The following is an 18968-nucleotide window of genomic DNA, read 5'->3' on the forward strand; positions in this document are numbered from 1 at the left end:
GCGCTACGGGTCAGGCAACTCGGCGGGCATAGACCACCGTGGTTGGATGCTAAAGGGCGAAGCTTTCACTAACCTTTCAATCGCCTTTCAATGTTTTCGGGCTTCACAGGCCAGGTTGCGGCTGTAAACTGCCGGGCAAAGCGTGGCGCCGACCACCCCTGAATGAGGTAGAAATCCATGCGTGTCCTCCTGGTTGAAGACCATCTGCAGCTCGCCGAAAGTGTCGCCCAAGCGCTCAAGAGCATGGGTTTGACCGTTGATGTGTTGCATGACGGCGTGGCGGCGGACCTGGCCTTGAGCAGCGAGGAATACGCCGCGGTGATCCTGGACGTAGGGCTGCCGCGCCTGGATGGTTTCGAGGTGCTCGCGCGTTTGCGGGCACGTGGAAAAAATCTGCCGGTGCTGATGCTGACTGCTCGCAGTGATGTAAAAGACCGCGTGCACGGCCTGAACCTGGGCGCCGATGACTACCTGGCCAAACCGTTTGAACTTACGGAACTCGAAGCACGGGTCAAGGCACTGTTGCGGCGCAGCGTGTTGGGCGGCGAGCGTCAGCAAACCTGCGGTGTGCTGGTGTACGACCTCGACACTCGGCGCTTCACGGTCGCAGGCGAGCTGATGACCTTGACCTCCCGAGAACAAGCGGTGCTCGAAGCCTTGATCGCCCGGCCGGGGCGCGTGATGAGCAAGGAACAATTGGCTTCCCAGGTATTCGGCCTGGACGAGGAGGCCAGCCCCGACGCCATCGAAATCTACGTGCATCGCCTGCGCAAGAAGCTCGATGGCCAACCCATCGCCATCGTCACCTTCCGCGGCCTTGGCTATTTGCTGGAAGCCCGTGATGCATAAGCCCAGCAGCCTGCGCTGGCGCTTGCTGTGCAACCTTGCGTTATTGCTGGTGTTGTTGATGCTCGCCAGCGGCATGAGCGCTTATTGGAACGGTCGCGAAGCCGCCGACACCGCTTATGACCGCACGCTGCTGGCCTCGGCACGCACCATTGCCGCCGGTTTGACCCAGGTGGACGGCACCCTCAGCGCCAATGTGCCCTATGTGGCCCTGGACACCTTTGCCTACGACAGTGCCGGGCGCATTTATTACCAGGTCAATGATATTGATCAGAAACTGATTTCCGGTTACGAAAACCTGCCTGGCCCGCCGCCCGGCACGCCCCGCACCGACGATTATCCAGCCTTGGCGCGGTTCTATAACGCCATGTACCTGGGCCAGCCTGTGCGCGTGGTGAGCCTGCTCAAGGCCGTCTCGGAGCCGAACATGAACGGCATGGCCGAAATTCGTGTTGCGGAGACCGACGAAGCCCGGGTGGCCATGGCCCGCAGCCTGATGGCCGACACCTTGTTGCGCCTGGGCATGCTCGCCATCGGTGCGTTATTGCTGGTGTGGTTCGCGGTGAGCGCCGCGCTGCGCCCGCTGGAACGCCTGCGTACAGCGGTGGAAGAGCGCCAGCCTGATGATCTGCGGCCCCTGCCCTTGGTGGAAGTTCAGGACGAGTTCGGCCCACTGGTACGCTCACTCAACCATTTCACCGAACGTCTGCGCGGGCAGTTCGAGCGCCAGGCGCAGTTTATTGCCGACGCTGCCCACGAGCTGCGCACCCCCCTGGCGGCGCTCAAGGCCAGGCTGGAACTGGGCTTGCGTGCCGAAGAACCCGCCACCTGGCGCAACACCCTGGAAACGGCCGCCCAGGGCACCGACCGGCTGACGCACCTGGCCAATCAATTGTTGTCCCTGGCCCGCATCGAAAACGGTGCCCGCGCCATTGCCGAAGGCGGTGCGCAACTGCTCGATTTGAGCCAATTGGCCCGTGAGCTCGGTATGGCCATGGCGCCGCTGGCCCACGCGCGGGGCGTGGCCCTGGCGCTGGAGGCCGACGAGCCGGTATGGCTGCGCGGCGAACCGACGCTGTTGAATGAGCTGCTGAGTAACCTGGTGGATAACGCCTTGGCCCATACCCCGCCCGGCGGCAATGTGATTCTGCGCGTGACGGCCCCGGCGGTGCTGGAGGTGGAGGATGACGGCCCCGGCATCCCGCTGGATGAGCGGGACCGGGTATTCGAGCGCTTTTATCGACGCAGCCAGCAGGGCATGGGGTCGGGCTTGGGGCTGGCGATTGTCGGGGAGATTTGCCGTGCGCACCTGGCGCAGATCAGCCTGCATGATGGCGAGCTGGCGGGGCTTAAGGTGCGCGTGAGTTTTATCGCGGGTTGATCAGTAAAACATCGAGCGCGCTTCGTCCAGTTCGCTGCGCAGGGCGTCGCTGTGCAGGTCTATGCGTAACTTCGTGATGGCCGGCAATGTGGCAATCGGCGCAGTCCCCAGGGGATGGTCGGTGCCGCGGTGGCAGTACAGCGCGGCGACCTGCACCAGGTCGACGTAGTCCAGGCTTGCAGAGTCGCGTGTCAGGTCCAGGTATTGGCCTGGCACGTTCACCAGCATCTCGGGAAAGTCCCAGACCCGCAGCAGCTTGTCGCCCAGCACCGGGTGGATGCTGTCGATGACGTGGTTGAGGCTGACGGGGTCGGCCAGCAGCTCATAGTGATCCTCGGCATAGGTGAGGATCGGCAGCACGCCGATCTGATGCACCAGGCCACCCAGGGCCGCCTGGTCTGGCTTGAGGTGGCTGTGGCGACGGCACAAGGCGTAGCTCACGCCCGCCACCTCCAGGCTGCGGCGCCATACGTCGCGCATTTTCTGTTCGACCACCTCGGAGCGGGCGTGAAAGATCTGCTCCATCACCAGGCCGATGGCCAGGTTGCTGCTGTAGTTGGTACCAAGCCGGGTGATGGCGGTGTGCAGGTCGGTGACTTCCTGGCTGGCCCGTAGCAACGGGCTGTTGACCACTTTGATCAGGCGCGCCGACAGGGCCGTGTCACGACTGATCACTTTGCTCAGGTGGCTGATGCTGATGTCCGGGTCTTCGGCGGCCTGGCGAATTTTCAGGGCCACCTCCGGCAATGTCGGCAGAACCAGGTCATCGTTGTCGATGGCCGTTACCAACGCTTGTTGGACTTTTTCCGCCAGCTTGTTCATTCATGCTCTCTAGGGTGCTGCAAAAAAGTACGGCGATTAACGCTGGATCTCGCGATCACGGTCCAGTTGGTAGGGCAGGTCAAGCAGGTGCAAGCCCGGGCCCTCCAAGGTGCCCAAGCGCACGTCGCCACTGTCGGCAGCTTCGGCTTGCAGCACAGCGAGAAGTTCAATCGACTGGTCAGCTTTTGCCGCGATGACCACTTCGCCGATTGCGCTGTTATGGCTGGGGGAAAACAGCGGCGTGCCTGGCTCGGGAAGTTCGTCGGCCTCCAGGCTCAGGCGATACAGGCGCCGCTTGAGTTTGCCCAGGTACTGCATGCGCGCGACGATTTCCTGGCCGGTGTAGCAGCCTTTCTTGAAGCTGACGCCACCCACGGCCTGCAGGTTGAGCATCTGCGGGATGAACAACTCGCGCGTCTGGGGCATCACCTGGCCGATACCGGCACGGATCTGACCAAGCAGCCAGGCATTCAATTGAGCTTGTTGCAACTGCGCGGCCAATTGGCTGCGCACGGCGTCGGCGTGTTCGGCAGGTACCCAGAGTTCGGCACGGCCCGGGGAAACGCGGACGGCGATCAATGCTTCGTTGCGCGCCACGCTATCGGTCTCGACCGGCAGCGCGAGGCCCAGGGCGCTCAGGGCCGCGTCTGCGTTCGCCAGGCCGAAGCGCGCCCAGGCAGCGCTTTCGTCGGTGAGCTTGGATTTGGAGAACACCGCGTACTTTTTCAAATCTGCCAGCTGCGGTTCAAGCAACTCGGTGGCCATGGCCAGGAGTACGCCATCACCCTGCAGCAGGATGCGGAAGCTCGACTGCATCCGGCCTTTTTGCGTGCAGCGCGCGCCCAGGCTGGCCTGGGTTTCACTCAGGTAATTGAGGTTGCAGGTCAGTTGGCCCTGCAGGAACTTGGCAGCATCAGAGCCGCGGACGGCGAGAACGCCTTCGTGGGACAGGGAGCAGAAAAAAGCGGAGTCAGCCATGGGTCATCGCAGGTCAAAAAGTCATGGGTGCATCATAGAGGGGCGTCCGGCAAATGCATAGTTTCGTCGCGGTCGACCAAAGCCGACTGTTCCGGTGTCGCCTGGGCTGTATACTTGCGCTCTATTTTAGGAGGGCTCCATGGTCGAAGATGTAGAAATCAATCGCCTCTACTGGCACAGCCGTCGCGGCATGCTGGAGCTGGATGTGTTGCTGGTGCCTTTCACCAAAGAGGTGTACGCGACGCTCAATCAGGTGGACCGCGACCTCTACGTCAGGTTGCTTACGTGCGAAGACCAGGACATGTTTGGCTGGTTCATGGAGCGCGCCGAATCCGAAGACCCGGAGCTGCAGCGCATGGTTCGGATGATCCTGGACCGTGTCCAGCCCAAGTAATCGTTTCGAATGCCGCTGGCAGGCCTCGCGGCTGTTGCTGGCGGCCTATGTGCTTGCCCAACTGATCGCGCTGGGCAGCCTGCTGGTTCTAAACCTGCCTTACTCAAGCCTGGGCATCCTGTTATGCCTGGCTCATTGTGCCTGGGTGTTACCGCGGCAAATTCTGCTCACTCACCGTTCGTCGATTCGTGGCCTGCGCCGTGACGACGATGGCTGGCAATTATGGAGCGCCGCACGCGGGTGGCACCCTGTGCAACTGCGGCCCGACAGCCTGGCGTTGCCGCTGATCGTGGTGTTGCGTTACCGGGCGCAGGGTGAACGGCGAGTGCGGTCCATCTGCGTGCCAAGGGATGCACAGGCCGCCGATGTGCACCGGCGCCTGCGGGTACGCCTGAAGTTCAGCCGGCGTAGGTGGTTGGCACCAGGATAGTGTCCCGGGCTTCGGGCAGCATCTGTGGATAGTCGAGGGTGTAATGCAAGCCGCGGCTTTCCTTGCGCTCCATGGCCGACCGGATCATCAGCTCGGCCACTTGGGCCAGGTTGCGCAATTCGATCAGGTCGCGGCTGACCTTATAGTTGCTGTAGAACTCGTCGATCTCATCCAGCAGCAAGCGCACCCGATGTTGCGCCCTTTGCAGGCGCTTGTTGGTGCGCACGATGCCCACATAGTCCCACATGAAGCGTCGCAGCTCGTCCCAGTTGTGAGCGATGATCACGTCTTCGTCCGAATCAGTGACCTGGCTCGCATCCCAGCGGGGCAGGGCGGCTGGTACCGGGATGCGCGGCAGTTGCTCAAGAATGTCCGCTGCCGCCGAGCGGGCATACACGAAGCATTCGAGCAATGAATTGCTGGCCATGCGGTTGGCGCCGTGCAGGCCAGTGAAGCTGGTTTCGCCGATGGCATACAGGCCCGGCACGTCGGTGCGGCCATGCTGATCGACCATCACGCCACCGCAGGTGTAGTGCGCGGCCGGCACCACGGGGATCGGGCCCTTGGTGATGTCGATATTGAAGGTCAGGCAGCGTTCGTAGACGGTCGGGAAGTGGGTCTTGATGAAGGCTTCGGGCTTGTGGCTGATGTCCAGATACACGCAGTCGATACCCAGGCGCTTCATTTCGTGGTCGATGGCGCGGGCGACGATATCGCGTGGTGCCAGCTCGGCGCGTGGGTCGAAGCGCTGCATGAAGCGTTCGCCATTGGGCAGCTTCAAATGTGCGCCTTCGCCGCGCAGGGCTTCGGTGATCAAAAAGCTCTTGGCCTGCGGGTGATACAGGCACGTGGGGTGGAATTGGTTGAACTCCAGGTTGGCGACCCGGCAGCCCGAGCGCCAGGCCATCGCAATGCCGTCGCCGCACGCACCGTCGGGGTTGCTGGTATAGAGGTAGACCTTGGCGGCGCCGCCCGAGGCGAGAATGGTGAAGCGTGCGCCATAGGTATCGACTTCACCGCTGGTGCGGTTCAGTACGTAGGCGCCCAGGCAGCGTTCGCCCGGCAGGCCCAGGCGTTTTTCGGTGATCAGGTCGACGGCGACGCGCTGCTCCAGCAATTGGATGTTGGGGCGTTGGCGGGCCTGATCGAGCAGGGTCTTGAAAATCGCGGCCCCGGTGGCATCGGCAGCGTGAATGATTCGGCGATGGCTGTGGCCGCCTTCGCGGGTCAGGTGGAACTCAAAGCCACCGTCGTCGCTGCCGGCATGTTCATCGCGGGTGAAGGGCACACCTTGGTCGATCAACCATTGGATGGCTTCCCGGCTGTGCTCGACGGTGAAGCGCACGGCGTCTTCGTTGCACAGGCCACCGCCGGCGTTAAGGGTGTCTTCGACGTGGGATTGCACGGTGTCTGTGTCGTCCAGCACCGCAGCCACGCCGCCCTGGGCCCAGAAGGTCGAGCCGTTGGCCAGGTCGCCTTTGCTCAAAACCGCTATACGCAAATGGCTGGGCAGGGTCAGGGCCAGGCTCAAGCCGGCGGCGCCGCTGCCGATGACGAGGACATCGTGTTGAAACTGTTGGCTCATTTGACGGATTCCGCAAAAAGCGATCCAAAGGGGGGCGCAAACAGGACGCCTGGATCGGCGAATCAAAGGGTCACACGGGCCACTAGTATATAGAGGGGTGGAGCGGCACAATAGCCACGCCTTCGTGGCATTGTGAGATTATGCTGCGCAGCGTTGGGAAACGGCCGGTTGGCGGGACGGGAACTTTTTGCATAAGCCCCGACTCAATAGCAGGTTGCCCGAAAGCTGGGAAAACGTTGAGTTTATTGGCCCGTCGGGAGCATTGGACGCGTCACGAAACCGGCGACAAGATTATTCGCGCAGCCGGCACCGACCGTGCTGCGTTTTTCGTGTGTGCCAAATCAGTGCATGCCGGAAACTTGCTTGAAGGGGGAGAACTTTTGCGAAAAGCCCGAGTCTATGTTTGCAAGCCTGATCGTTTAGTTATGCAAGCCTCCTTCAAGTACAACGAGGAGTGTTCATGCTAACCCAGGAAGAGGATCAGCAGCTGGTCGAGCGCGTACAGCGCGGTGATAAGCGAGCATTTGATCTGCTAGTGCTGAAATACCAGCACAAAATTCTCGGGTTGATCGTGCGGTTTGTGCACGACACCCATGAAGCGCAGGACGTTGCACAGGAAGCCTTTATCAAGGCTTACCGTGCACTTGGAAATTTCCGCGGTGACAGTGCGTTTTATACGTGGCTGTACCGCATCGCCATTAACACGGCGAAAAACTATCTGGTGTCACGCGGTCGCCGCCCACCAGACAGTGATGTCAGTTCAGAAGATGCAGAATTTTACGATGGTGATCACGGCCTCAAAGATCTCGAGTCGCCGGAGCGTGCATTGCTGCGCGACGAGATCGAGGGCACCGTCCATCGCACTATTCAGCAACTGCCAGAAGATTTGCGTACGGCGTTAACTTTACGTGAATTCGATGGTCTGAGTTACGAAGACATTGCGAGCGTCATGCAATGTCCGGTGGGGACTGTGAGGTCACGGATTTTCCGGGCCCGGGAAGCCATCGACAAAGCCTTGCAACCGTTGTTGCAGGAAAACTAAAGACAGCGGCGACAGCCAAGAGAGGAACCGCCATGAGTCGTGATGCCCTGCAGGAATCGCTGTCCGCAGTGATGGATAACGAAGCGGATGAACTGGAACTTCGTCGAGTGCTCAACGCATTTGATGACGCCGAAACCCGTGATACCTGGTCTCGTTACCAAGTCGCTCGGGCGGTGATGCACAAGGATCTCCTAATCCCTCGTCTGGATATTGCTGCGGCCGTTTCTGCTGCACTGGCGGATGAAGCCGTTCCGGCAAAAGCCTCGCGTGGTCCATGGCGTAGCCTGGGTCGTCTGGCAGTGGCCGCCTCGGTGACCGTTGCTGTGTTGGCAGGCGTTCGCCTGTACAACCAGGACGAGATCGCAGGCAACGAGCTGGCCCAGCAGACTCAGCAACCGGTCATGGCCGGTCCGCAAGTCAAAGGCCCGGCCGTGCTGGCTGGCTACAAGGAAAGCACTGATACCACCGGCCCTATGGCCAATGGTGTACTTCAGGGGCAATCCGGCTGGCAAGATCAACGCCTTCCAGGCTACCTGCGTCAACATGCGCAGGAATCGGCCGCCAAAGGCACTGAAAGCGCTCTGCCATACGCTCGCGCAGCAAGCCAGGAAAACCGCTGATTCGCTAAGGAGCCCTATGCGCGCCATACCGCTCCTTGCGCTTTTGCTCAATAGTTGGTTTGCACTATCCGCCCATGCCGATGAAGCCCAAGACTGGCTGACTCGACTTGGGCGTGCAGAGCAGCAGCAAAGCTTCGAAGGTACGTTTGTCTACGAACGTAACGGCAGTTTTTCAACCCATGACATCTGGCACCGCGTCCAGGATGGTCATGTCCGTGAACGATTGTTGCAACTTGACGGCTCCGCCCAAGAAGCGGTCAGGGTTGATGGTCGGGCACAATGTGTCAGTGGCACGTTGGTTGCCGGTCTCGGTCATTCGCCTGAGGCACCCTCGCGTATTCTTGATCCAAAAAAACTCACTTCATTCTATGATCTGGCCGTCATTGGCAAATCCCGTGTGGCCGGTCGTAATGCGGTGATTGTGTCGATCAGCCCGCGTGACCCCTACCGTTATGGGTTTGAATTACACTTGGACCGTGAAACTGCGCTGCCGCTCAAGTCCTTGCTGCTAAATGACCAGGGGCAGTTGCTGGAGCGTTTTCAGTTCACCCGCCTGGATACTTCGGCCACTCCTTCTGAGCAGAGCTTGCAGCCCGGCAGCGACTGTTCGCCGGTAACAATGTCCGCCGCTAAATCTCCTGACATGTCTGCCACGCAAAAGTGGCATCTGGACTGGCTACCGCCTGGTTTCCAACAGATCAGCAGCGCTACGCGCAAAGATCCCCAAACGAAATCTACCGTCGACAGCCTGATGTATGACGATGGGCTCGCGCGTTTTTCGGTGTTTCTTGAGTCAGCCAACGGCGCTGATGCAAATGAAACCCGCGCTCAGCTTGGGCCGACCGTGGCAGTATCCCGGCGATTGAATACGGTGGATGGCGAAATGATGGTTACGGTGGTGGGCGAAATTCCCATCGGCACCGCTGAACGTATCGCGTTGTCGGTGCGTGGTGAAAAAGCCGCCGCCAAGCCCTGAGATTGTTAATCTTATGTTCATCCTGGTCTATCAATCTGGGCCCGAATTTCGTTGGGTGCTGGGCGTATGAAATCTCTGGACAGCATTTTCACTTGCAAAAACTTCCCATGTTTTTTATAGGTCAGGGTTTGATGGCTCTGGCCTTGTTTGTTCGCGGAACAAAAATGCCACTCGCAGTATCCGGCGTTTATTGAACCCTGTCGCTTAACCCTGCTCGTCGTAACGGGAGCTGTATGTCGATACCACGTTTGAAGTCTTACTTATCCATAGTCGCCACAGTGCTGGTGCTGGGTCAGGCCTTACCTGCGCAAGCGGTCGAGCTGCCTGATTTCACCCAGCTGGTGGAGCAGGCCTCGCCTGCCGTGGTGAACATCAGTACCACGCAGAAGCTGCCGGATCGCAAAGTCTCGAACCAGCAGATGCCCGACCTGGAAGGCTTGCCGCCCATGTTGCGCGAGTTCTTCGAACGCGGGATGCCCCAACCTCGCTCTCCCCGTGGTGGCGGTGGTCAGCGCGAAGCCCAGTCCCTGGGCTCCGGCTTCATCATTTCGCCTGACGGCTACATCCTCACTAACAACCATGTGATTGCCGATGCCGACGAGATTCTCGTGCGCCTGGCCGACCGCAGTGAACTCAAGGCCAAGCTGATTGGCACCGATCCACGTTCCGACGTGGCTTTGCTCAAAATCGATGGCAAGGATTTGCCGGTGCTTAAGCTGGGCAAGTCTCAGGACCTGAAAGCCGGTCAGTGGGTGGTCGCGATCGGTTCACCGTTCGGCTTTGACCACACCGTTACCCAAGGCATCGTCAGTGCCATCGGTCGCAGCCTGCCAAACGAGAACTACGTACCGTTCATCCAGACCGACGTGCCGATCAACCCGGGTAACTCCGGTGGCCCGCTGTTCAACCTGGCCGGCGAAGTGGTGGGGATCAACTCGCAGATCTACACCCGCTCCGGTGGCTTCATGGGCGTGTCCTTCGCGATCCCGATCGATGTGGCCATGGATGTCTCCAATCAGCTCAAAAGCGGCGGCAAGGTCAGCCGCGGCTGGTTGGGCGTGGTAATCCAGGAAGTGAACAAGGACCTGGCTGAGTCCTTCGGTCTCGACAAGCCGGCCGGTGCCCTGGTTGCGCAGATTCAGGACAATGGCCCTGCGGCCAAAGGCGGCCTGAAAGTGGGCGATGTAATCCTGAGCATGAACGGCCAGCCGATCATCATGTCGGCAGACTTGCCTCATTTGGTCGGCGCGCTCAAGGCCGGCGGCAAAGCCAAGCTGGAAGTGATTCGTGACGGCAAGCGCCAGAACGTCGAACTGACCGTTGGGGCAATTCCGGAAGAAGGCGCGACCCTGGACGCCCTGGGCAACGCCAAGCCAGGTGCCGAGCGCAGCAGCAACCGCCTGGGTATCGCCGTGGTTGAACTGACCGCCGAACAGAAGAAAACCTTCGACCTGCAAAGCGGTGTCGTGATCAAGGAAGTTCAGGACGGCCCAGCCGCCTTGATCGGCCTGCAACCGGGTGACGTGATCACCCACTTGAACAACCAGGCAATCGATACCACCAAGGAGTTCGCCGACATCGCCAAGGCGTTGCCGAAGAATCGCTCGGTGTCGATGCGCGTCCTGCGTCAAGGCCGTGCCAGCTTCATCACCTTCAAGCTGGCTGAGTAATCCGCTAGACCTATAAAAAAGCCCCGCTGCCGGTTAACGGCAGCGGGGCTTTTTTGTGGGCGGCGGGTTCAGCTCATCATGCCTTTCACCAGGCGCTCCTGTTCGATCAGCTCACGCTGACGGGCGTCGATGCGCGAGGACAGCGGGAAGTTATTGCCAGCACGCCGCTTGGCAAAGTCCAACTGCTGGATGGCTTGCTGGAAATCCCCCACCAATGCGAAATATTCAGCGCGAGCCTGATGCAGGCCAATAATGTTGCCGGACAAACCGCGTGTTTCAGCAACCTGATACCACACGTCCGGATCGTCCGGCCGCGACTTGAGTAGCCCGTCCAGCGCCTTTTCTGCATCGGCGGTACGGTTCTGTTTAAGCAACAGATCTACCCGCACCTGGTTCAATGGATAGTTGCTGGGGTACTGGGTGAGCATGCGGTCGGTACGTTGCTGCGCATCCGGCATGCGGTTGCTGGTGATGTCCAGTTCGATTTGGGCCAGGTTGTAGGTGATGTCGTTAGGCGCCTTGGCCAGCAACGGCGCCAGGCTTTCCCGCGCTTCCTTGAGTTGAGTACCCTTGATCTGGGCGATGGCCAGGCCATAACGCGCTACATCATTTTTAGGGTTTTCATCCAGCTGTGCCTGGAAGCGCTTGGCGGCCAGACCTGGCGTGTCTTCGTATTTGAGCTGCACCCGTGCGCGAATCAATTGATAGCGCAGGCTGTCTTCCTTGCCGCCAGGTTTGGCTTGTTCGGCGCGGTTGCGGGTGTCGGCGATACGCGATTCGGTTACCGGGTGAGTCAGCAGGAATTCCGGTGGCTTGGCGTCGAAGCGGTATTGGCGCATCAGCCGTTCGAACATGGTGGGCATGGAGCGCGGGTCGTAGCCGGCTTTCTCCAGGTTGAGAATACCGATGCGGTCGGCCTCTTGCTCGTTCTGGCGGGAGAAGCGGCGCTGTTCCTGGATCGCGGCGGCTTGTGAGCCGGCAATCGCGGCGATACCGGCATCACCGGCACCCGCAGCAGCGGCGATAATGCCCCCAAGCAGGGCGGCCATCATCGGCAGTTGCATGCGTGATTGCGCTTCCACGCCTCGGGCGAAGTGGCGCTGGGACAAGTGTGCCAGTTCGTGGGCCAGTACCGACGCGTATTCACCTTCGGTCTGTGCATTGAGAAACAGGCCGCCGTTGACCCCGACGATCCCACCGGGAGCCGCAAAGGCGTTGAGCTGTGGGCTGTTGATCAGGATGAATTCCAGGCGCCGGTCATTGACCTGGCTGGTCTCCACCAGCTTGTACACGCTGGTTTCAACGTAATCCTTGAGTTGCGGGTCGTTGAGTTGCGAAACCTGGCCGCGCAGGTAGGCCAGCCAGGCGCGGCCCAGTTGGTATTCCTGTTGCGGCGAGACAATGGCAGAACTGGCATCACCAAGTGACGGCAGGTCGTCAGCGAAGGCCGGGGAGGCCAGCAGGCAGGCCAGCGTCAGCAGGGTAGGGCGCAAAAAAGTCATGCACAAAGCCTTTCGACAAAGAGCTTACTGTAGCCGGACACTGAGCTTGGGACCAGATATTCTAAGCAGCCCGAATGTTTGCCTGGAGTAACACCATGACCGACGCTGTAGCCTGTGACGCCGAACTCGACGCCAGCGGTCTGAACTGCCCTTTACCATTGCTCAAGGCCAAGCTGGAGCTCAATAAAATGGCCAGTGGTGCCGTGCTCAAGGTGACTGCCACCGACGCCGGCTCCCAGCGTGATTTTCGCACCTTTGCCAAGCTGGCCGGCCACACCCTGGAGCATGAAGACGCCGCCGAGGGTGTGTACCGTTATTGGTTGCGCAAGGCCTGAAGGCCTTATCGAGGCAAGATCAAGCCTTGTTCAGCGCCTGCGCTGCCGCCAGAACCGCATCAACATGGCCCGGCACTTTCACGCCGCGCCATTCCTGACGCAGGACGCCTTGGCTGTCGATCAGGAAGGTGCTGCGATCCACGCCCAGGTATTCCTTGCCATACAGCTTCTTCAACTTGATTACATCAAACAGCTGGCAGACCGCTTCGTCCTTATCGCTGATCAGCTCGAACGGAAATTCCTGTTTGCCCTTGAAGTTCTCGTGGGACTTCACGCTGTCACGCGACACGCCGAACACTTCGGTGTTGGCGGCCTTGAACGCGGCGTACTGGTCACGAAAACCCTGGCCTTCGGTGGTGCAGCCAGGGGTGCTGTCCTTCGGGTAAAAGTAGATCACCACTTGCTTGCCCTTGAAGGCTGCAAGGCTGAAGGTCTGGCCGCTGGTGGCCTGGGCCTCGAAATCGGCCACGGGTGTGTCGATGGCTACCGGCATAGAGAAGTACTTCCTTACATTGGGTTCTGTGGGCGCCATGGCTCAATCAAGGCGTCGAGGTTCAGGGCATCGGCGAAATCCAGGAACTGGTCGCGCAACCAACTGATCTGTACACCGGCCGGCAAGGTCACGGTAAAGGTGGCATTGAGCATGGTGCCGCCGGTTTGTGGCGCCTGGTAGGTGTCACAGGTCAGGTTTTCCAGCTCGACGTTGTGGTCGATAAAGAACTGGCACAACTCGTTGACGATGTCCGAACGGTAGGCCGAGCTGACATAGGCTACGTAAGGCAGGGCCTGGGGACGGTTTTCCAGGGCAGCGCTGCGTACCACGTTGACGGTGAAATCATGCTTCTTGGCCAGGCCTGGCAGGCCGGTTTCCAGACGCGCCAAGGCATCCCAGGAGCCAGAAATCTGCAGGACCAGCGCACTGCACTCGCCATGGCGGGTGAGGCGGGAGGTCACGACGGCGCAGCGGTTCTCATGGCTGGCGCGGCACAGGACGTTGGTCAGCTCCATGGGGTTGGCGCCGAGGGCACTGATAACAAGGAATTGTTCGCGAACTGTGGGGGTGGACATGCAGCCTTCCTAAAGCGATGAGCGGTCGATACCGTGTGGGCGGTATCGATCAAAGGATCAAGGGTAGCGAAAAGCGTCGCCAAGGGCTAGGAGGTGGCGTTTTCATTGCGTGATCAGCCCGCTTCGGGCGGTGCTTTGGCCTAATGATGGCATTGCCCGTCGTTTAGTTGCGCCAGAACGCATCCTCACGCGGTACTTCGCTTGTACAAGCATCTTGGCGCCAGTACCATTACGGCTCTCTTTTTCCGGCAGGAGCGGTTGCATGATTGCGGGCAGTATGGTGGCACTGGTCACACCCATGGATGCACAAGGTCGTCTCGACTGGGACAGCCTGGGCAAACTGGTGGACTTCCACCTGCAAGAGGGCACCAACGCCATTGTGGCGGTCGGCACCACAGGTGAATCGGCCACCCTTGATGTGGAAGAACACATCCAGGTGATCGAATTCGTGGTCAAGCGCGTAGCGGGCCGCATTGCCGTGATTGCCGGTACGGGCGCCAACTCGACGCGTGAAGCGATCGAGCTGACCAAGAACGCCAAGAAGGCCGGCGCCGACGCTTGCCTGCTGGTGACTCCGTACTACAACAAGCCGACCCAGGAAGGCTTGTACCAGCACTTCAAAGCCATCGCCGAAGCCGTGCAGATCCCGCAGATCCTCTACAACGTACCGGGTCGCACCGCGTGCGACATGAAGGCCGAGACCGTGATCCGCCTGTCCACCGTGCCGAACATCATCGGCATCAAGGAAGCCACCGGCGACCTGCAGCGCGCCAAGGACATCCTGGCCGGCGTGAGCAGCGACTTCCTGGTGTATTCCGGTGACGACGCCACCGCTGTCGAGCTGATCCTGCTGGGTGGCAAGGGCAACATCTCGGTGACCGCCAACGTGGCCCCGCGCGCCATGAGCGATATGTGTGCCGCCGCCATCGCGGGCGATGCAGCCACCGCGCGTGCGATCCACGAGAAGCTGATGCCGCTCAACAAGACACTGTTTATCGAATCCAATCCTATTCCCGTGAAGTGGGCGCTGTTTGAGATGGGCCTGATGCCGGACGGTATCCGTCTGCCGCTCACCCGCCTCAGCGAAGCCTGTCACGAACCGCTGCGACAGGCCCTGCGCCAGTCCGGCGTCCTGGTTTAATTGAGGAAGCACTACGCATGAAGCGATTGGCCGGACTTTCCGCACTTGCCTTGATTATCTCCAGCACCAGTGGCTGCGGTTGGGTATGGGGCCCGGAAGGCTACTTCCGTGACCGCGGCAGCGATTACCTGGAAGCGCAAGCAACCAAACCGATGCAACTGCCGCCTGATGTCAATGTCGCCAAGCGCCTTGACCCGCTGCTGCCGATTCCACGCAACGTTGCCGACGACACGGTCAAGGGTGAGTACGTAGTGCCACGCCCACAACCGATTATGTCCGTGGCCGATGCCAGCGACTACAGCCTGCAAAAAAGCGGCGACAATCGTTGGATCGTGGCTCAGCGTCCGCCTGCCGAAGTCTGGCCGGTGGCGGTGCAGTTCTTCCAGGACAACGGTTTTAGCATCGACCAGCAACGCCCGCAGACCGGTGAGTTCACCACCGCGTGGCAGCAAGGTCGCGAGCTGTCCGCCAACATGGCCCAGCGCCTGCTGGCGGGCGGTGTTGCCGCCGACAGCGAAGCTCGTGTGCGTGTGCGCATCGAGCCAGGCGTGCAGCGCAACACCAGCGAAGTCTATGTGGTCAGCGCCGAGCGTCCTGCAGGCAGCACAGCCAACGTCGATTTCACTCCACGTTCGGTCAACACGGGTGTTGACGCCGCGCTGGTCGACGAAATGCTCGCCAGCATGAGCCGTATTTCCGAGAAGGGCGGTTCCGTATCCTTGCTCGCCGCCCGTGATTACGACACCCCTAGCCGCGTCAGCCTCACCGAAGACGGCAGTGGCAACGTCGTGCTGAACCTGGGTGAAGACCTAGACCGTGCCTGGGCCAGTGTTGGCCGCGCGTTGGAGCAGGGCCCTTGGCGCGTTGAAGACATCAACCGCAGCCTGGGCCTGTACTACATCAACGTGGCTGAAAAGGCTGAGAAGAAGGACGACGAGCCAGGTTTCTTCGGCAAATTGTTCGGCAGCGCGCCGACCAAGGAAGAGATCGAAACCCGTGCCGAGCGTTATCAGGTTCGTTTGAGCAAGGTGGGCGAAAGCGTGCAAGTCACCGTCGAGAAGAACATCAACACCGTCGCGCCAGCTGAAACAGCGCGCAAAGTGTTGGGGGTGATTCAAGACAACCTGGGCTGATCCGATGCGTTTTGCCGTTCTCGGCAGCGGTAGCCAAGGGAACGGTACGCTGGTCGCCCACGATGACACGTATGTGCTGGTCGATTGTGGTTTCTCGTTAAGAGAAACCGAGCGACGCCTGCTGCGCCTCGGTGTTCACCCGGCGCAGTTGAGCGCGATTCTAGTGACCCACGAACATGCCGACCACGTGCATGGCGTGGGTTTACTGTCTCGGCGCTACAATCTGCCGGTGTACATGAGCCGCGGCACGTTGCGCGGGATGCGCAAACCCATCGAGCCGGCAGGTTTTCTGGCTGGTGGCGAGCAACTGCAAATCGGTGCCCTGAGCATCAATGTCGTCGCGGTTGCCCACGATGCCCAGGAGCCGACGCAATACGTATTCAGTGACGGTGAGCGGCGCTTCGGTGTGCTCACCGACCTGGGTTCTTATTGCGCCAAGGTGCTGGAGGGTTACCGGGACCTCGATGCCTTGATGATCGAGTCCAACCACTGCCGAGACCTGCTGGCACGCGGTCATTACCCTTACTTTCTCAAGCAGCGGGTGGGCGGCGAGCTGGGACATTTGAACAACCACCAGGCCGCATACCTGGTGTACGAGTTGGGCTGGCAAGACCTGCAACATCTGGTCCTGGCTCACCTCAGCAGCAAGAACAACCTGCCGACGCTTGCCCGGCAATGTTTTGTCGACACCCTAGGGTGCGACCCGGACTGGCTGCAACTGGCCGATCAAGATTCAGGGCTCGACTGGCGACACATCGCCTAGCCCACCTTACTCAAAGCGGAGCCCATCATGGAAAAACGTGAAGAACTCTACCGCGGCAAAGCCAAGTCGGTGTACAAGACCGACGACGCCAACCGCCTGATCCTGCTGTTTCGCAACGACACCTCGGCGTTCGACGGCAAGCGCATCGAACAACTGGATCGCAAGGGCATGGTGAACAACAAGTTCAACGCCTTCATCATGCAGAAGCTCGAAGCGGCCGGTATCCCGACCCAATTCGACAAACTGCTGGGCGACAACGAGTGCCTGGTCAAGAAGCTCGACATGATCCCGGTGGAATGCGTCGTGCGCAACTACGCCGCCGGCAGCCTGGTCAAGCGCTTGGGCGTGGAAGAGGGCCTCAAGCTCAACCCTTACACGTTCGAACTGTTCTTGAAGGACGACGCCAAGGGCGACCCGTTCATCAACGAATCCCACGTCGTGGCGTTCGGCTGGGGCACCGCTGAGCAACTGGCGCGCATGAAGGAGTTGTCCCTCAAGGTCAACGACGTGCTGACCAAGCTGTTCGACGACGCCGGCCTGTTGCTGGTGGACTTCAAGCTCGAATTCGGCGTATTCCACGACGGCTCCATCGTCCTGGGCGACGAATTCAGCCCGGACGGCTGCCGCCTGTGGGACAAGGACACCAAGAAGAAGATGGACAAAGACCGCTTCCGCCAGGGCCTCGGTGACGTGATCGAAGCTTACGAAGAAGTCGCCAATCGTCTCGGCGTACCGCTGTAATCGACGCAAGCATCTGATAGAACGGAAAAAAATCACCTTTGGGGTTTGCTTCCGCGAAACACACTGTTATGATGCGCGCCGTTGGAGAGATGCCAGAGTGGCCGAATGGGACGGATTCGAAATCCGTTGTACCTTCACCGGTACCTAGGGTTCGAATCCCTATCTCTCCGCCATATTTAAAGGCCCCGAGCGCTTAACCGCCTCGGGGCTTTTTTGTATTTGGGGGAATCCTGGGGGAATGGCTTCTCTTGCGATTCCCCCAAGCCACCTTCAATATCCGCAAATGGCCTATTACGAGAAGCGCGGTGACGCCTGGCGAGCCCAGATCCGTCGCAAGGGATACCCGACACTTTCAGCAACCTTCGATACCAAGGCAGAAGCCCAGAGATGGGCGGCCGAGATCGAGGGCGATATGTCACGCTCACGATTCGTCGACACTCGCGAAGCTGAAAGCACAACGCTTGCCGAGGCCCTGACGCGATACGTCAACGAGGTCAGCGAGTCGAAGAAGGGGTCGGCCCAGGAGAAGGTGCGCGCCAAGAAGTGGCAGAAGTCGGCCTGGGGCGAAAAGTCCCTTGCCGCGATCCGCTCCAGCGACATGGCTGCGTACCGGGATGCCGAATTGAAGGCCGGGAAGTCAACTGCCACCGTGCGGCTGAACCTGGCGCTGATCAGCCACCTATATACAGTTGCGTCAAAAGACTGGGGTATTCAGGGCCTGAAGAACCCGTGCACAGCTATCCGCATGCCGAAGGGAAGCAAGCAGCGGGAGCGCCGTCCGACCACCGCCGAGTTAAAAGCGCTTCTCAAGCATTCGGGCGATATCAACGCTGAGCTGCCGGTGATTATTGAGCTGGCAGTCGAGACAGCGATGCGCCGGTCTGAGCTGGTCATGCTGCGAAAGGATCAAGTTCGGGGGAGAGTTGCATTCCTCGAGGACACGAAGAACGGCGAGCGCCGATCCGTCCCACTGTCAAAGCGGGCGGTTGAGCTCTTAGATGGGTTGCCGACGCCGATTGACGGCGGCAGGTTCTTTCATTTGAAGCTGGACAGCGTGAGCAACTATTTCGCCCTGGCGTGTGAGGCAGCGAAGATCAGAGACCTCCGCCTTCACGATATGCGCCACGAGGCAACGAGCCGCCTGTTTGAGCGCGGCCTGTCCATGATGGAGATCGCAAGCATCACCGGTCACAAAACCTTGTCGATGTTGAAGCGATACACGCATTTGTGCCCGAACGACCTGGCCGAGAAGCTGGGATAGCCCCAGCATCAGGCCACACCCCGCAAGGTCGGTGGCGGCAACCGCTTCCGTCCGACCTTCGGAGACTTGTTCTCCCCATCGCGGCACGCCCGCAAAAACTCCCGCACATCCTCCTTCAGCCAGCAATGCCTGATGCCCATCTTGAAACCCTTGGGCAGCCACGGTACGCCCCGGCGAATTCCCTCCCTGACAGACGCCTCAGTCCGGCCAAGCATCTTGCCGAGCCCATCCACAAATACTATTTCGGCTTCATCTCTCATACAACCTCCACAGCCTTGAA

Annotated in this window: 21 protein-coding genes and 1 tRNA gene; 15 read left to right on the forward strand and 7 right to left on the reverse strand. The window is 60.1% G+C overall.

Annotation, left to right across the window (positions count from 1 at the left end; translation table 11 throughout):
* Positions 1–177 precede the first annotated feature (177 nt).
* The gene (locus RHM69_RS29230) at positions 178–849 is read left to right on the forward strand and encodes a response regulator (RefSeq protein ID WP_014717358.1); all 672 of its coding nucleotides are present in this window, start codon (positions 178–180) and stop codon (positions 847–849) included.
* The gene (locus RHM69_RS29235) at positions 842–2227 is read left to right on the forward strand and encodes a sensor histidine kinase (RefSeq protein ID WP_014717359.1); all 1386 of its coding nucleotides are present in this window, start codon (positions 842–844) and stop codon (positions 2225–2227) included. Before RHM69_RS29230 ends, RHM69_RS29235 begins: the two co-directional genes overlap by 8 nt.
* Here the strand turns inward: RHM69_RS29235 and RHM69_RS29240 are convergent, their stop codons facing one another.
* Both RHM69_RS29240 and RHM69_RS29245 read right to left on the reverse strand, forming a co-directional pair.
* The gene (locus tag RHM69_RS29240) at positions 2228–3049 is read right to left on the reverse strand and encodes an HDOD domain-containing protein (protein ID WP_014717360.1); all 822 of its coding nucleotides are present in this window, start codon (positions 3047–3049) and stop codon (positions 2228–2230) included.
* Positions 3050–3085: 36 nt separating this feature from the next.
* Entirely contained in the window at positions 3086–4027 is a 942-nt protein-coding gene (locus RHM69_RS29245; RefSeq protein ID WP_014717361.1) for a YgfZ/GcvT domain-containing protein, read from the reverse strand.
* Positions 4028–4166: 139 nt separating this feature from the next.
* On the opposite strand from RHM69_RS29245, the gene RHM69_RS29250 reads away from it, so the two are divergent.
* Positions 4167–4421 (forward strand): succinate dehydrogenase assembly factor 2, encoded by a 255-nt coding sequence (locus tag RHM69_RS29250; protein ID WP_014717362.1) that lies wholly within the window; start codon positions 4167–4169, stop codon positions 4419–4421.
* Positions 4405–4851 (forward strand): protein YgfX, encoded by a 447-nt coding sequence (locus tag RHM69_RS29255; RefSeq protein WP_003189446.1) that lies wholly within the window; start codon positions 4405–4407, stop codon positions 4849–4851. Before RHM69_RS29250 ends, RHM69_RS29255 begins: the two co-directional genes overlap by 17 nt.
* Here the strand turns inward: RHM69_RS29255 and nadB are convergent.
* Positions 4820–6436, reverse strand: a complete 1617-nt coding sequence (gene nadB, locus RHM69_RS29260; RefSeq protein ID WP_003189449.1) for an L-aspartate oxidase — start codon at positions 6434–6436, stop codon at positions 4820–4822. The two genes, RHM69_RS29255 and nadB, sit on opposite strands and share 32 nt — an antisense overlap.
* Positions 6437–6896: 460 nt before the next feature.
* On the opposite strand from nadB, the gene rpoE reads away from it, so the two are divergent.
* The 4 genes from rpoE to RHM69_RS29280 all read left to right on the forward strand — a co-directional run bounded on the left by rpoE (position 6897) and on the right by RHM69_RS29280 (position 10744).
* A complete protein-coding gene (gene rpoE / locus RHM69_RS29265; protein WP_003172477.1) occupies positions 6897–7478 on the forward strand; it encodes an RNA polymerase sigma factor RpoE in 582 nt (193 codons plus the stop codon).
* 32 nt (positions 7479–7510) lie between these two features.
* Entirely contained in the window at positions 7511–8098 is a 588-nt protein-coding gene (locus RHM69_RS29270; protein ID WP_003189451.1) for a sigma-E factor negative regulatory protein, read from the forward strand.
* A gap of 16 nt (positions 8099–8114) precedes the next feature.
* Positions 8115–9074, forward strand: a complete 960-nt coding sequence (locus RHM69_RS29275; RefSeq protein WP_200599224.1) for a MucB/RseB C-terminal domain-containing protein — start codon at positions 8115–8117, stop codon at positions 9072–9074.
* Positions 9075–9307: 233 nt separating this feature from the next.
* Positions 9308–10744 (forward strand): DegQ family serine endoprotease, encoded by a 1437-nt coding sequence (locus RHM69_RS29280; RefSeq protein ID WP_014717365.1) that lies wholly within the window; start codon positions 9308–9310, stop codon positions 10742–10744.
* 68 nt (positions 10745–10812) lie between these two features.
* On the opposite strand, the gene RHM69_RS29285 is transcribed toward RHM69_RS29280, so the two are convergent.
* A complete protein-coding gene (locus tag RHM69_RS29285; RefSeq protein ID WP_003189458.1) occupies positions 10813–12246 on the reverse strand; it encodes a M48 family metalloprotease in 1434 nt (477 codons plus the stop codon).
* 95 nt (positions 12247–12341) lie between these two features.
* On the opposite strand from RHM69_RS29285, the gene RHM69_RS29290 reads away from it, so the two are divergent.
* Complete coding sequence (locus tag RHM69_RS29290; protein ID WP_014717366.1) at positions 12342–12581, forward strand: sulfurtransferase TusA family protein; 240 nt, start codon at positions 12342–12344, stop codon at positions 12579–12581.
* A gap of 19 nt (positions 12582–12600) precedes the next feature.
* Here the strand turns inward: RHM69_RS29290 and RHM69_RS29295 are convergent, their stop codons facing one another.
* Positions 12601–13074, reverse strand: coding sequence for a peroxiredoxin (locus tag RHM69_RS29295; protein WP_014717367.1), 474 nt, complete (start codon positions 13072–13074; stop codon positions 12601–12603).
* A gap of 14 nt (positions 13075–13088) precedes the next feature.
* Positions 13089–13649 (reverse strand): glycine cleavage system protein R, encoded by a 561-nt coding sequence (locus RHM69_RS29300; protein WP_003189463.1) that lies wholly within the window; start codon positions 13647–13649, stop codon positions 13089–13091.
* Between the two features lie 262 nt (positions 13650–13911).
* On the opposite strand from RHM69_RS29300, the gene dapA reads away from it, so the two are divergent.
* The 6 genes from dapA to RHM69_RS29330 all read left to right on the forward strand — a co-directional run bounded on the left by dapA (position 13912) and on the right by RHM69_RS29330 (position 18688).
* The gene (gene dapA, locus RHM69_RS29305) at positions 13912–14790 is read left to right on the forward strand and encodes a 4-hydroxy-tetrahydrodipicolinate synthase (RefSeq protein ID WP_014717368.1); all 879 of its coding nucleotides are present in this window, start codon (positions 13912–13914) and stop codon (positions 14788–14790) included.
* A gap of 17 nt (positions 14791–14807) precedes the next feature.
* The gene (gene bamC / locus RHM69_RS29310; protein ID WP_014717369.1) at positions 14808–15923 is read left to right on the forward strand and encodes an outer membrane protein assembly factor BamC; all 1116 of its coding nucleotides are present in this window, start codon (positions 14808–14810) and stop codon (positions 15921–15923) included.
* Positions 15924–15927: 4 nt separating this feature from the next.
* Entirely contained in the window at positions 15928–16686 is a 759-nt protein-coding gene (locus RHM69_RS29315; protein WP_014717370.1) for an MBL fold metallo-hydrolase, read from the forward strand.
* Positions 16687–16713: 27 nt separating this feature from the next.
* Complete coding sequence (purC, locus tag RHM69_RS29320; RefSeq protein ID WP_005786030.1) at positions 16714–17427, forward strand: phosphoribosylaminoimidazolesuccinocarboxamide synthase; 714 nt, start codon at positions 16714–16716, stop codon at positions 17425–17427.
* 83 nt (positions 17428–17510) lie between these two features.
* A tRNA-Ser gene (locus tag RHM69_RS29325) sits at positions 17511–17600 on the forward strand.
* Positions 17601–17710: 110 nt separating this feature from the next.
* Complete coding sequence (locus RHM69_RS29330) at positions 17711–18688, forward strand: tyrosine-type recombinase/integrase (protein ID WP_322255512.1); 978 nt, start codon at positions 17711–17713, stop codon at positions 18686–18688.
* 8 nt (positions 18689–18696) lie between these two features.
* Here the strand turns inward: RHM69_RS29330 and RHM69_RS29335 are convergent, their stop codons facing one another.
* Positions 18697–18948 carry a hypothetical protein gene (locus RHM69_RS29335; protein WP_282375607.1) on the reverse strand — a complete coding sequence of 84 codons (252 nt, stop codon included), beginning with the start codon at positions 18946–18948 and terminating at the stop codon, positions 18697–18699.
* Positions 18949–18968 lie beyond the last annotated feature (20 nt).

The sequence above is a fragment of the Pseudomonas sp. CCI1.1 genome, assembly GCF_034348165.1.
In the GTDB taxonomy this organism is placed as follows: Bacteria; Pseudomonadota; Gammaproteobacteria; order Pseudomonadales; family Pseudomonadaceae; genus Aquipseudomonas; species Aquipseudomonas paracarnis.